Origin of the sequence: Parvibaculum sp. (assembly GCF_002684405.1) — a bacterium.
GTDB lineage: Bacteria > Pseudomonadota > Alphaproteobacteria > Parvibaculales > Parvibaculaceae > Parvibaculum.
Genome location: NZ_NYVD01000092.1, coordinates 1 through 13,926, shown reverse-complemented (window position 1 = coordinate 13,926; position 13,926 = coordinate 1). Strand labels below are relative to the sequence as shown.

General features: G+C 62.6%; 12 protein-coding genes. 4 read left to right on the top strand and 8 right to left on the bottom strand.

The window, feature by feature from the left end; all coding sequences use genetic code 11:
* The 3 genes from yihA to CMI59_RS08395 all read left to right on the top strand — a co-directional run.
* The coding region (gene yihA / locus CMI59_RS08405) for a ribosome biogenesis GTP-binding protein YihA/YsxC (RefSeq protein WP_293327194.1) at window positions 1-576 on the top strand (576 nt) is incomplete at its 5' end.
* Window positions 577-603: 27 nt separating this feature from the next.
* Window positions 604-1,512 carry an acetylglutamate kinase gene (gene argB / locus CMI59_RS08400; RefSeq protein ID WP_293327191.1) on the top strand — a complete coding sequence of 303 codons (909 nt, stop codon included), beginning with the start codon at window positions 604-606 and terminating at the stop codon, window positions 1,510-1,512.
* A gap of 158 nt (window positions 1,513-1,670) precedes the next feature.
* Window positions 1,671-2,666 (top strand): DUF1036 domain-containing protein, encoded by a 996-nt coding sequence (locus CMI59_RS08395; protein ID WP_293327189.1) that lies wholly within the window; start codon window positions 1,671-1,673, stop codon window positions 2,664-2,666.
* Between the two features lie 21 nt (window positions 2,667-2,687).
* Here CMI59_RS08395 and CMI59_RS08390 read toward each other — a convergent pair whose 3' ends face one another.
* Window positions 2,688-3,896, bottom strand: a complete 1,209-nt coding sequence (locus CMI59_RS08390) for a DUF2336 domain-containing protein (RefSeq protein ID WP_293327186.1) — start codon at window positions 3,894-3,896, stop codon at window positions 2,688-2,690.
* Window positions 3,897-4,059: 163 nt separating this feature from the next.
* Here CMI59_RS08390 and CMI59_RS08385 point away from each other — a divergent pair, with 163 nt between their 5' ends.
* Window positions 4,060-4,800 (top strand): pyrimidine 5'-nucleotidase, encoded by a 741-nt coding sequence (locus CMI59_RS08385; RefSeq protein ID WP_293327184.1) that lies wholly within the window; start codon window positions 4,060-4,062, stop codon window positions 4,798-4,800.
* Here CMI59_RS08385 and mutL read toward each other — a convergent pair whose 3' ends face one another.
* From mutL to CMI59_RS08350, 7 genes are all read right to left on the bottom strand, one after another.
* Window positions 4,801-6,651, bottom strand: a complete 1,851-nt coding sequence (gene mutL, locus CMI59_RS08380; RefSeq protein WP_293327181.1) for a DNA mismatch repair endonuclease MutL — start codon at window positions 6,649-6,651, stop codon at window positions 4,801-4,803.
* 7 nt (window positions 6,652-6,658) lie between these two features.
* Window positions 6,659-7,993: a glucose-6-phosphate isomerase gene (locus CMI59_RS08375; RefSeq protein ID WP_293327178.1), complete on the bottom strand. Its 1,335-nt coding sequence runs from the start codon at window positions 7,991-7,993 to the stop codon at window positions 6,659-6,661.
* 110 nt (window positions 7,994-8,103) lie between these two features.
* Window positions 8,104-9,492, bottom strand: a complete 1,389-nt coding sequence (locus CMI59_RS08370; protein ID WP_293327176.1) for a pitrilysin family protein — start codon at window positions 9,490-9,492, stop codon at window positions 8,104-8,106.
* Window positions 9,489-10,868 carry a pitrilysin family protein gene (locus CMI59_RS08365; protein ID WP_293327173.1) on the bottom strand — a complete coding sequence of 460 codons (1,380 nt, stop codon included), beginning with the start codon at window positions 10,866-10,868 and terminating at the stop codon, window positions 9,489-9,491. Before CMI59_RS08365 ends, CMI59_RS08370 begins: the two co-directional genes overlap by 4 nt.
* A 155-nt stretch (window positions 10,869-11,023) precedes the next feature.
* Window positions 11,024-11,623, bottom strand: a complete 600-nt coding sequence (locus tag CMI59_RS08360; protein WP_293327171.1) for a DUF3035 domain-containing protein — start codon at window positions 11,621-11,623, stop codon at window positions 11,024-11,026.
* 136 nt (window positions 11,624-11,759) lie between these two features.
* Complete coding sequence (lspA, locus tag CMI59_RS08355; RefSeq protein WP_293327169.1) at window positions 11,760-12,314, bottom strand: signal peptidase II; 555 nt, start codon at window positions 12,312-12,314, stop codon at window positions 11,760-11,762.
* Between the two features lie 22 nt (window positions 12,315-12,336).
* On the bottom strand, window positions 12,337-13,926 hold a 1,590-nt coding region (locus CMI59_RS08350; RefSeq protein WP_293327166.1), incomplete at its 5' end, for a class I tRNA ligase family protein.

Below are 13,926 nucleotides of genomic sequence, written 5' to 3'. Positions count from 1 at the left end.
ACCGGCCTGCCGGAAGGCGCCTTTGCCGGGCGTTCCAATGTCGGCAAGTCGAGCCTCGTCAACGCGCTGACCGGCCGCAAAACGCTGGCGCGCACGTCCAACACGCCCGGCCGCACGAAGGAACTGAACTTCTTCGCGCTCGGGCCCGCCGCGGGTGCCGCCCTCATCCTGGTCGACCTGCCCGGCTACGGCTATGCGCGCGAGACCAAGTCGCGCGTCGCGCAATGGACCGCCCTCATTATCGACTATCTGCGCGGACGGCCCGAGCTTCGCCGCGTCTTCGTGCTGGTCGACAGCCGGCACGGGCTCAAGGACAGCGACCGCGACGTGATGAGCATGCTCGACGAGGTCGCTGTGTCCTATCAGATCGTGCTGACCAAGATCGACAAGCTGAAGAAGAACGAGCTTGAGAGCCGGATCGAAGAAATCAGAGCGGAACTCAAGAAACACCCCGCCTCGCACCCTGTCATTCACGCCACGTCGAGCGAAAAGGGAACCGGGATCGCCGAACTCAGGGCCGAACTGGCCTCGCTGGCAGATGAAGCCGCGCTGGGATATAAACCGCAATCCGGCTAAGCCAGACGCCTCAAGGGGAAGAGACGCATGACCGACAAGAAGCAGGATGGAGGATCGCCCGACCGCGCGCAGATCCTTTCCGAGGCCCTGCCCTTCATGCAGCGCTACGACAAGCGCACCGTGGTCGTGAAATATGGCGGCCACGCGATGGGCGACGAGAAGCTCGGCGCAGAATTCGCGCGCGATATCGTGCTGCTGAAACAGGCGGGCGTGAACCCGATCGTCGTGCATGGCGGCGGCCCGCAGATCGGCCGCATGCTCGACCGCCTCAACATCAAGAGCGAGTTTTCCGGCGGCCTCAGAATCACCGACAAGGCGACGGTGGAAATCGTCGAAATGGTGCTGGCCGGTTCCATCAACAAGCAGATCGTCGCCCAGCTCAACCAGGCGGGCGGGCGCGCCGTCGGCTTGTGCGGTAAGGACGGCAACCTCATTCAGGCCCGGAAGGTGGAACACAAGATCCACGACCCGGAGTCGAATATCGAGAAAATTCTCGACCTCGGTTTCGTTGGCGAACCGGAATCCATCAATCCGGAAATCCTCGACGTCATCCAGAAGTCCGACATCATTCCGGTGGTCGCTCCCATAGGCGTGTCGCGCGACGGCGAGACCTACAACATCAATGCGGACACCGCGGCGGGCGCCATCGCCGCGGCGATGAACGCAACGCGCCTCCTGCTGCTGACGGATGTGCGCGGCGTACTCGACAAGGAAGGCCATCTTGTCGAGACGCTGACCGTCGACGAAGCCAAGGGCATGATGAAGGACGGGACGATTTCCGGCGGCATGATCCCCAAGGTCGAAACCTGCATCGAAAGCGTGGAAGGTGGCGTGGAAGCCGTCGTCATTCTGGACGGTCGCGTGCGCCATGCAGTGCTGCTCGAACTCCTGACCGAGCATGGCGTCGGCACGCTGATCGAGGCCGCGAACCGCTAGCCGTCCGCCTTCCCGTTAACCCAGATCGCAGCCTCGCCTTTTCGGGCGGAGCAGGGCGGTGATAAGGTCCGGGACCAAAAAGGGGCGCGACCAGTCAAATGCCGGCATTTCTTCTTCCTTCCTTTCGCCTGGGAACTTCTTTCCGCTGGGCAGCCTTGATGGGCGTTGCGGTTTGTCTTTTCGTCCTCCTGCCGGGGACGGCGCGGGCCGATTACCGGCTCTGCAACCAGACGAGCTATGTTCTGAAAGCCGCGATCGGATATGGCGAGGGCGACGAGATCGCCAGCCAGGGCTGGTTCAGGATTTGGCCCGGCAATTGCGCCGCCGCCATTCGGGGCGATATCGACCGCGACGTCTATTACGTCTATGCAAAATCGATCGCCGCGCATAAAGGTCCGGTGAAATTTTTCAGCGGCAGCTCTCGTTTCTGCGTCACGGAAGGCGATTTCAGGATCGAGGGCAGAAGCTCCTGCGCCAGGCGCGGCTACGACTTCGCCGATTTCATTCGTATCAAGACGATCAAGGGCAAGGACTGGACGACGAGTTTCACCGAACCGGCGAACTACACCGTCCGCAAGGCGCGCGTCGCCGGTGCGCAACGCCTGCTCAGAGACAATGGCATCGCGCTATCGGGCATTGACGGCAATGAAGGCAACCGTACCACCAAGGCCGTCCGTACCTTCGAGAAGAAAGCCGGGCTTTCGGGTAGCGGCGCCATCACGGACGGTCTTCTGGACAAACTCATTTCCAGCGCCGAGGCACGCCAGGCCAAGGCGGGTCTCGATCTGTGCAACGAGACGAAATATCTCGTCTGGTCGGCTGTGGCTTATGAAAGCACCGGCAAGAAGGAGAAGAGCGTTCCCATGTCGAGTGGATGGATCCGCATTGCGCCGAACGAGTGCCGCAAGGCGATCAAGGGCCCGCTTGGCGAAGGCCCTTATTACGTTTATGGCGAAGCGGTGGATGAACGCGGCGTCGCGGTGCGCAAGGATGGCGCCCGCGTGACATGGGCAGGCAAAAAGACGTTCTGCACCAAGCCGACGCGCTTCGACATCAAGGGACGTTCCGATTGCGCGGCGCGGGGCTTCGACAGCCGCGAATTCATCGAGCTCGATCCGGACGGCAAACCATTGCTGAAATTCGAGTTCGACTAGGAACGACACCCTGTCGGGCGTTCACGCCTCGATATCGAAATAGTCGAGATGCCAGCGCATCTCTTCCTCGTCGAGCGGAAAGTCCGTGCCCGCGCGAGGCAGCAGGAGATGCGCCTTCTCCACCAGTGCGATGTGACGCTCCACCTCCAGCGCGGTGCGCATGGAGAGGCCCGCACGCCAGCATAGCGCCGTGACGGCACGGCCGCTTTTCGATTTCAGCACCGCATCGACGCGCTCCAACGGTGCGCCCGAAAGACAGGACAGCGCCAACGCTACCCCGTCGCGCTGCTGAAGCGTCGCCGCCTCCATCACCTCGTCATCGCCGAGCCGTCCCTCTTCATGCGCTCTCTTTATCGCGGCGAGCGGTCCGGCGGGTGCTTCTTCTTTCGCCGGGCCTTCCAGCCTGCTCTGCAAGCGGCTCTTCAACAGATCGCGCGTCTCGTCATCGAGGCCATGGCGATTGGCCAGCGTTTCGAGAAGGGAGCGGGAGACGAAACTCGAAATGCGCTTCATCGCCCGCAGGGAAAGGCCCGGGCGCATCGCAAGCGGCTTGTGCCAGCTCTGGATATCGGCCGCCTGGGCAATGACCTGCTGCAATGTATCTTCTCGGATTTGAGCATTGTCGTTCGCCAGCAACTGGCCGATGGCGGCGATGTCGAGCGTTGCGATCACAGCTTCCGAGACGGCGGGACTTACATGAGCCCGCTTTGCCATGGCTTCGATCGCGCCTTCGACACGCGCGGTGGCGATGAGTTCGACAAGATCTTCATCCGACAGAAGCGGAGAATACTGGAGGATGGGTGCCGCCACCGCGATTTCCGTATCGCGGGCAAGCTGGAGCGCCAGGCGCTTGGGGATGAGAGGACAGGATTTGACCTCCTCGGCCAGCATGGCGCGCACACGGGGCACTTCATCTGCGGCCAGCCTTTCGATCAGACGCAGCACGCGCTCGCGCAGGTTCAGCCGTTCCGCATCGTCCATATCGGGCAGCAATCGACCGAACTTGCGCGCCAGCTCCACGCGCACATCGTCATCGGTATCGGTTTGCAGCAGTTCATCGGCATGGATGGGTGTCGCCGGATTGGCGGCCACGCATTGGCGTACTTCGCTGTCATCGTCGCAGGCGAGATAATAAAGCGTCTCGGGCGGCGCGTCTTCGCGCGCGGCAAGTTCGCGCTTCACCTCTCGATTGCGGCTTTCGAGAGCCTCGCGCGCGTCCTGATAGCCCATCTTGCTCGGCAGGCGCCGCCGCCGAAAAAGGTTCGCTAAAAGACCCACCTCATTACTCCGATACTGCCAACCGAGACCTCACCCGGCAAGCTTGCGGCCCCCGGCTTAACGTCCGATTAATCCGGCGCTTGTCAGCGGCGCCGGAGCGGGCCACATATGGGACATGGAAAACAGGACGCCCGAAGAAGAAAGCGCAACGCCGCTCCCGCAAGGTTCGTTTAACCATGTGGAGCATTGGATTTTCGATCTCGACAACACGCTCTACCCGCCCGCCTGCGACCTCTTCTCGCAAGTCGACCGACGGATGTGCGACTTCATCATGAATTATCTCAAGCTGGATGAGGACGAGGCCCGGCGCGTGCAGAAACACTACTATGTCGAGCACGGGACGACGCTTTCAGGGCTGATGAGCGTCCACGGCATGAAACCGGGCGACTTTCTCGACTATGTGCATGACATCGACGTCTCCGGCGTACCGGCGAACCTGCTGCTTGGCGAGGCGATAGCGCGGCTGCCGGGCCGAAAGGTGATCTTCACCAATGGCTCGCTCGCCCATGCGGAGAATGTCGCGAAGCAACTCGGCATCGACCATCACTTCGACGCCATGTTCGATATCGCCACCACGCGCTACGAACCGAAGCCCCGCCGGGCCGCCTATGAGCGTTTCATCGAGGCAAGCAATGTGGAGCCCGCGCGTGCGGCCATGTTCGAGGATATTGCGCGCAATCTCGTCGTGCCACATGAACTCGGCATGACCACGGTCTGGGTGAAGCCTCCGCATCCCGACGAAAATGCGCCGCGCCACCAGAAACTCTCCGCGGAAGGCGCAGGCGACGGCCATGTGCATCACGTGACCGAGGATCTGACGGTATTTCTGGAAAGGCTGCTGGCGGAAAAAGCCTGATCAGCGCCGTCCGAAAAGTTTCTCGATATCGGCGAGCTTCAGTTCCACATAGGTGGGGCGGCCGTGATTGCACTGGCCGGAATGGGGCGTCGCCTCCATTTCGCGCAAGAGCGCGTTCATTTCCTCCGCCGTCAGCCTGCGGCCTGCGCGGACCGAGCCATGACAGGCGATAGTGCCGCACACATCCTCGAGCTTTTCCTTCAGCGTCAGCGCCTCTTCCATCTCGGTGAGATCGTCGGCGAGATCGCGCACCAGCCCGCCCACATCGAGTTTGCCGAAAAGCGCAGGCACTTCGCGCACGACGACCGCGCCGCCGCCGAAGCTTTCCAGCACGAAGCCGAGTTCGGCGAGTTCTTCGCTCCGCGCGGTCAGGCGGTCGGCCTCGGTCTCTTCCAGCTCCACCACTTCGGGAATGAGCAGCATCTGACGCGGAATGCCTCGTTCGGCCATTGCCTTTTTCATGCGCTCATAGACGAGCCGTTCGTGGGCTGCGTGCTGGTCCACGATGACGATGCCGTCCGCCGTCTGCGCGATGACATAGGTTTCGTGCAACTGCCCGCGCGCCACGCCCAGCGCATATTCCTGCGCCGCACCCACGGTCAGGTTTTCATCCGGTCCTTGCGGCACAGGCTCTTCCGGCGTTTCGGAGAGGCGCGCAGAGGGACCGGAAAGATTGGCGAAGCTCCCCTGCCAGTCGGATGCGGGAGAAGGCGCCGGTTCGGCAAAACCTGAAGGACGCATCTGACCGGCGGCATGGGCATAAGCGGTATGCGCCGGCGCCGCGCCGGGGCGCAATGCGGAGAGCGCATCGCCGGCCACCGTCGTCGAGGCGCGGTGGCCCGCTTCGTTCAGCGCATATTTGAGCGCGCCGACAATGAGCCCGCGCACGAGCCCCGCATCGCGAAAGCGCACTTCGGTCTTTGCCGGATGCACATTCACATCGAGTTGCGAGGGATCGATATCGACGAAGAGGGCGACGACAGGGTGCCGGTCGCGTGCCAGGAAGTCGGCATAGGCGCCGCGCACCGCGCCGACCACCAGCTTGTCGCGCACGGGGCGGCCATTGACGAAAAGATACTGGAGCTGCGCATTGCCGCGATTATAGGTCGGAAGTCCCGCAAAGCCCGTCAGCCGGACATCCTCGCGCGTTGCATCGATGGGCAGCGCGTTGGACGAGAAGTCGCGTCCCATGATGGCCGACAACCGTGAAAGCCGGCCGCCCTCGCCCGGCAGTTCCGGCTCCACGCGCAGCATGTTGCGGCTTTCGCTCGTCAGCGTAAAGCCGACTTCGGGATGCGCCATCGCAAGCCGTTTTACCGTATCGGAGACGGCCATGGTTTCGGCGCGCTCGCTCTTCATGAATTTGAGGCGGGCGGGCGTCGCATAGAAAAGATCGCGTACTTCGATCCGTGTGCCGGGCGGACCGGCGGCGGGCTCTACCGCCGATTTGCGCCCGCCTTCCACGGCAATGCGATGTGCATTTTCCGCGCCCTGCGCCCGGCTGACGATGGAAAGCCTTGCCACCGCCCCGATGGAAGGCAGCGCCTCACCCCGGAAGCCCAGCGTTGCGATACGCATCAGATCTTCACGGCCATTATCGTCCAGCGCGAGTTTAGAGGTCGCGTGGCGCTCGACGGCCAGCTCCAGCTCCTGGGCATCCATGCCGCAGCCATCATCGGTGATACGAATAAGGTCGCGCCCGCCGCCCTGGATGACGATATCCACATGGCGCGCGCCCGCATCGACCGCATTCTCGACAAGTTCCTTCACGGCACTTGCCGGGCGCTCGACCACTTCACCCGCGGCGATGCGGTTGATCGTTCCTTCGCTGAGACGGCGAATGCGCGTCATGCGCGGATTATCCCTTTCCGTCCGCCAGATAATTCCGGGCGAGAATCTTGCCTTCTTCCACGGCGGGCTGATCGAAGGTATCGATCCCCATCATGTGCCCGGCGATCATGGTTTCCAGCATGAAATGCATGAGAAGCGCGCCGAGCGCCCTCTCATCGAGCACGGGCACATGAAACCCGCGCACAGGCAGGCCGTTATTAACCAGCGTGTCGAAAGTTGCGCGCTGCTCGGCATCCACAAGGTCGCCGACCGTGTGACCGGACAATGCCTCAAAGGCCGTACCCTTCGCAATCTCCGGCGCAATCGCAGGGCCCGTACCCTTGGTATCCATCGTGAAGACATTGAAAAGCTTGTCCTTCGGGCCGCCCAGCCAAAGCTGCAACTGGCTGTGCTGGTCCACAGGCCCCAGCGCGCGAATCGGCGTCGTTCCCTTGCCCTGCTTGCCCAGGCTTTCCGCCCAGAGCTGCACATGCCAGGCAAGAAAGCGTTCCATCCGGTCTGCATAGGCGAGGAAGACGCTCATATTGGCGCGTTTTTCTTCCGCGAAGGCGAGCGACAGGGCGGCGCCCTGCGCGGGCGCTACCTCGCCGGCGGCCGCGCCGTCGAGGATCGGCTTCAGCACGGAGGAAGCCCCTTCGCGGATTGTTTCGACGTCGAGCCCGAAAAGATATGCCGGTGTGAGGCCGACATTGGTGAGGACCGCAAAGCGGCCGCCCACGCCGGGATCATGCTCCAGCGCCGGAAACCCGTTCGCCTCCGCCAGCGCCCTCAGCGCATTGGGCTTGCCGTCCTTCGCGGGTTCGGTCAGCACGGCGAAGTGATGTTTCATGTATTTGCCGCCACCGGCCTTTTCGATGGCGCTCATGGCCGCCAGCATCTGCATGGCAGGCTCGACCGTGCCGCCGGATTTGGAGACGACGAGGAAGCGTGTCGTGCGCAGGTCGCAATTCGCGAGCAATGCGTCCATCGTGCCGGCATCCAGATTATCCACGAGATGGATGCGCGGGCTTCCCTCCGGAACCGTGTGGGCGGGCGTTCCCCAGCCGGTGAGCTGCGCCAGCGCCTGCGCACCAAGGGACGAGCCGCCAATGCCGAACAGGAAAAGGTCGCTCGTATCCTTCATCAGCCCGTCGGCGACATCTTTCAGCGCGGGAATGTCGTCACGGCGCTCCGGCACGCGCAGGAGCGGCAGGGAGCCCTTGTCATAGGCTTCGCGTAGCCAGACAAGCGCTTCTTCCGCCTCGGCGAGCCGGGCATCGAAGGTGGCTGTGGAAATGCCGCCGGCTCCGATTTTCGCGTCGAAACAGGTATCGATGGATTGCAGATAATGCGGGCTGGTCATGCGCTGCTCACAACTGGCTGGACAGGTCCGGCGGGTGCCGACCTACGAAACCTAGCAAGAAGCCCGACGCGCAACCAGCCGCGACATCTCCGCCACGGTGACGTGCCGGATCAGTTGAGCCCGCCGCCGATATCGCCGTGCCGGGGCGCTTCCCCTTCGGGTTTCATATCGCCCTCGGCAGGCACATCCTCGGAAAGATCGGGCTGGCCGACCACGGCGACAAGCCATTTGCCGGATCCGAGAATACGTTTGGCCGCACGTTGCACATCGTCCCGCGTCACCGCCTCGACCATGCCATTGCGTTTATCGACATAATCGATCCCCAGTCCTTCAAGCTGTATGCCTAAAAGCTGGTTGGCGATCGAGCTGTTGGAATCGAATCGCAGCGGATAGGAGCCGGTGAGATAGGTCTTGGCATCCTTGAGTTCGTCGGGCGTCACGCCGGATTTGGCCATGCGCTCCAATTGCTCGCGCACGATCTTCAGCGATACGCCAACCGTCTTGTTCTTGGTGCCGAGCTGACCGAAGAAGAAACCTGCGTGATCCAGCGGATAGAGCGTGGAATAGACGGAATAGACGAGGCCACGCTTCACCCGCACCTCTTCCATCAGGCGGGAGGAAAAGCTGCCGCCGCCCAGAACGTAGTTCATCACATAGGCCGGGATGAAATCTGGATCGTCGCGCTTGATCCCCGGCATGCCGAACATCACCACCGATTGCGGATAAGGTTTTTCGACGACGACAGGCTTCTTTTTCGTCGCAATCGTCACATCCGGCAATTGCGGCAGGTCGGCATGTTCCGGCAGGTCGCCGAACGCCTCGTCGAGCATCGGGCCCAGCTCCTCCGGCGTGATCGGGCCGACTACGGCGATCTTCAGATTGTCGCGCGCAAGGACATGCTTCACGAAGCCCTTGAGATCGGCTTGCGTGATCGCCTTGACGGTTTGCGGCGTGCCGTCGGTCGGTCGGGCATAGGGGTGCTCGCCAAACGCCGTTTCGAACCAGGCGCGCCCGGCCAGCCAGTTCGGGTTTTCCTTCTTCTGCGACAGGTTCGTCAGAATCTGCGCCCGAATGCGTTCCACCGCCTGCTCGTCGAAGCGCGGCTTGCCGATAGCCAGGGCAAAAAGACGAAAGGCTTCGTCGCGCCGGCCGGCCAGCGTTTTCAGCGTGGCGGAGAAATGATCGCGCCCCGCATCGAAGCCGAGCTTCACGGCATTGTCGTCCAGCGCCTTCTGATAGGTCTGCGAGCCCATATTGCCCGCGCCCTCGTCCAGCAGCCCCGACACCATATTGGCAAGGCCCTGCTTGTCTTTCGGGTCGTAGGCCGCGCCGCCGCGCCAGGCCGCCTTCATGACGATCATCGGCACCTGATGCTCTTCGACGAGCCAGGCCTCGATACCGCCGGGGCTTACCACGCGCTCGATGTCCAGCGCCTCGGCCGGAACGGCGACGATCAGGAACAGGAAGGAGGCCGCGGCAAAGGAAAGGATACGGTTCACGATTTTTCCTCCGGCAGCAATTCGCCCATCACGTAATGGGTTCCATCGAAGAGTTTGCGTGCAGCGGCCATCACATCATCTGCCGTGACCTGTTTCACATAGGACGGCCAGTCATGGATGATGTCGGGCTTCACCCCGACCATAAGCGCGCTGCCATAGGCATTGGCCATATGCATCTGGTCGTCGCGGGCATATACGGATTCAGCCTCGATGAGCGTTTTCGCCCTTTCGAGCTCTTCCCCGGTAACGCCGTCCTTCAGCAAACCGGCGATGACGGCATCGACGGATTTCTCGATTTCGGGAAACCCCGCCTTGCCGCGCGGGATCGCATAGAAACCAAACTCGCCGCTGTCGCGCCGTCCGCCGGAATACCAGCTCTGCGCGGAGGCGGCGATCCCCTGATCGACCACCAGCGTCTTGTAGAGGCGGCTCGTCGTGCCCGCGCCGAGGATCTGCCCCAGCACCTCGAAGGCCGCGCCCTCTTCCGGCGACAGGGCTGCATATTGGGGGGCAAGATAGGTGCGCATCCAGACGGGCTCGCTGACGCGCTTGTCACGGACGACCTCCCGCACCGATTTGGCGAGCGGCTTCACCGGCGGCGGCGTGCGTTCGATCCGGTCGGCGCGGTTCTTCATGACGCCGAAATATTTTTTTGCCAGCGGCTTCAGTTCATCGGCGTCGATGTCGCCGGCCACGACGAGGGTGGCGTTTGCCGGCGTGTAATACCGGTCGTAAAAGGCCCTAGCATCGGCGCCGGTCAGTCCTTCGACGTCCTGTTTCACACCGATAACCCGCCGCGCGTAAGGATGGGGACCGTAAAGCGCGTGGTCCATCTTCTTGCTGAGCTTCGACATCGGGTTGTTCTCGATGCGCATGCGGTACTCTTCCAGCACCACATCGAGTTCCGTTTTCGCAATCTTGTCGGTCAGCGAGAGATTGGCCATGCGGTCGGCCTCGAGCTTCAGCACGAGAGGCAGCCGGTCGCGGGCGATCACTTCGTAATAGGCGGTGTAGTCGTAGCTGGTGAAGGCGTTCTCGGTCCCGCCATTGCGGTCGATGACCTTGGAAAATTCGCCCGGCGCCAGATCCTTGGTGCCCTTGAACATCAGATGTTCGAGAAAATGGGCGAGCCCCGTCTTGCCCTTTGCCTCATCGGCCGATCCGACATCGTACCAGACCATGCTGGTGACGACCGGCGCGCGATGGTCGGGGATCACGAGGACGCGCATCCCGTTGGACAGGCTGAAACTTTGCGGCGCGGTATCGGCGGGCTTTTCCGCTAGTGCTGGCGCGGCTGCCAGCGAAACCGCCATGGCGCAACCGAGCGCCAGTCGGCGGAACAGAATTTTCGTCGGAGAGAAAATCGCAAACGTCAAAACAGTCTCCTCACGCAGCCCGCGGGGCCGCGAAGGGACCCATCGCGTCATGCTATCGACTGCCCCGGACGATGCGCAGTTAAAACCCGTTCATCAAACGGCCGCCCCGCCCTCACGGCGAAGGCGGCGGGTGACATCAACTGTCGAGTGGGCAGTCAGAAAATATCTTCCAGAATGCCCTTTTCCTCGGGCTCCACGGTCGGCGTCTTGCCTTCCGTGACGGGCTTGCCTTCCGCCGTGTTCGCACGAATGCGCTTGGCCTCTTCAGGTGCGTTCACCATGGGCTCGGCGGGCGGCGTGCTGCCGTCTTTCCAGAAGAGAACATCATCCACGAAGCTGTCGTCTCGTTCCACGAGCGAGCGGCTTTCGGAATTCACAACCTGGCGGATACGGGGATCGGCCTTGTCGGCGCCCGCATTGGCCAGCAGCGCCTTTTCACCCGGCGACAGCGTTTCGGCGGCGGGGGCGCTTTGTCCATTGCCGCCGATCAGGGCTTCCTGCGCGGTAGCGGAGGGCGACAGGCTTGCCTCCTGCGGGCGCGGCGCACCCGGCTCCGGCGGGCGGAGCGAATAATCCGGCGGGATCACGAGCGGCGCCTTGGTGACGACGGCAAACTCGTCCGGCGCGTTCTTGCCCATACCCAGCGCGTCTGTGAGGCCACCCCCGCCGCAGCCGGCCAGACCCAGCGAAAGCGCTCCGATGGCAATGATGGCCGCCGTACGGCGTGCCGGTTTCCTGTTTGCGGACATGCTCATGAACCCGTTCAACTCCCTGTCCCCAAAGGCTTTTCAGCACTCGGGACGATCCGTTCCGCGGTACCCTGCCCGGTGACCGCGATATTTGAGGCGCATCCTAGCAGATCGTTCCGGTTAGGCCAGAGGCGAAGCCCTCTCAGCCCCGCTCGCCGCCATCGCGATCCGTCGCCGCCTTCTCTCCCCCGCCTTCCAGCATGGAATCGAGGAAAATCAGGATCACGCCCAGCACGATCCAGATATCGGCGACATTGAAGATGTACCAGTAATAGCCCCAGGCGTGAAAACTGAAGAAGTCGGCGACCGCTCCATAGACGAATCGGTCGTAGACATTGCCCAGCGCGCCGCCGATGACGAGGCCGATGGCAAGCGCCATGCGCCAATGCGTTACCCGGGCAAGCCAGAGGCTCAAGCCGCTGACGACCAGCAGCGCAAAGAGAATGAGCAGCACCACCCCGCCCGTTCCTTCCGCCTGAAAAAGGCCATAGCTCACCCCCTTGTTCCAGGCCATGACGAGGTCGAAAAACCCCGTGACCTGAACGCGGACCTTTTCGGGCATGTCGTACTGGAAAAGCATCCACCATTTGTGGAGGCGGTCTGTTGCGAAGGCGAGAATAGCGACGAGGATCCCGGCGAGCGAAAGCGGCCCCCACCAGGTCTCACGCTTGAAGAGATCGGAGGCCGCCCATTTCATCGCCATTTCCTCTGCTTGCCGTTCAGGCCGCGGATTTCGCGTCCCATTCCCTCACCGCCTCGGCATCGCGGGGCGTCAGGTCAGGATAATCCGGATCGGAGCCGACCTCGGGCAGAATTTTCCAGGAGCGCGCACATTTGCGGCCCTCGGCCAGTTTCGGCACCACGGCAACGCCGGATACGTCCTCCAGGCGGAAGGCATCCGCCGGGCCCTCGCCCTCGATGAGCGACGCCTGGCTGGTGATGGCGATTTCGGCAAGATCGAGCCCCTGCATCGCCTCGACGAGTTCGGGCCTTGAGACGTACACCTCCGGCGCGGCTTCGAGGCTCGCGCCGATGCGCTTCTCGCGGCGCTCCACTTCCAGCGCGCCGGTAACGACGCGGCGAAGTTCGCGGACCTTCTTCCATTTCTCAGAGAGGGCCTCATTGCGCCAGTCAGCCGGCACGTCCGGGAAGGTACGCAGATGCACCGAATTGTCGTCGCCCGGAAAGCGCGACAGCCAGATCTCTTCCACCGTGAAGCAGAGCACCGGCGCGAGCCAGGCCGTCAGACAGTTGAAAAGCTCGTCCAGCACCGTGCGGCAGGCACGGCGACGCAGGCTGGAAGGCGCATCGCAATAGAGCGTGTCCTTGCGGATGTCGAAATAGAAGGCGGAGAGGTCCACATTCATGAAGTTCGACAGAGTATGCGTCACGCGCTTGAAGTCGTAATCCATGTAAGCCTGACGCACGAGCCCGTCGAGCTCAGCGAGGCGGTGCAGAATCGACCGCTCAAGCTCCGGCATGTCGGCCACGGCCACGCGCTCGCTCTCCTCGAAGCCGGCGAGATTGCCCAGCATATAGCGGAAGGTGTTGCGCAGCTTGCGGTAGGCCTCGACATTCGACTTGATGATCGCATCGCCGATATTGTGATCGTCCCAATAATCCGTGCCCGCCACCCAGAGGCGCAGGATGTCGGCGCCGTTCTGCTTGATGACTTTCTCCGGCTCGATGGCATTGCCGAGCGACTTCGACATCTTGGTGCCCTTGTCGGTCAGCGTCATGCCATGGGTCAGCACCTGTTTGTAGGGCGCATGGCCGCGCGTGGCGCAGCTTTCCAGCAGCGAGGACTGGAACCAGCCGCGATGCTGGTCGGACCCTTCGAGGTAGAGATCGGCAGGCGTCGGCATACCGCGCTCTTCCAGCACGAAAGCGTGAGTGGAACCGGAATCGAACCAGACATCGAGAATGTCGGTCACCTTTTCCCAATCATCGGCATTGTAGTCATTGCCAAGGAAGTCGCCCGCCGGTTTCTCGAACCAGGCATCCGCGCCTTCCTTCGCCACGGCGTCCACGATGCGGGCATTCACCGCCTCGTCGCGCAGCAGCGAGCCATCCGCCTTGTTGACGAAAAGCGTCAGCGGTACGCCCCATGCGCGCTGGCGGGACAGCACCCAGTCGGGACGGCCTTCGACCATGGAATGGATGCGGTTGCGCCCGCGCGCGGGCACCCAGCGCACCTTGTCGATTTCTTCCAGCGCCACGTCGCGCAACTGCTTGCCGCCCGCAGGCTCGATCTTCGCGTCCATGGCGACGAACCATTGCGCCGTGTTGCGGAAGATGAGCGGGGCCTT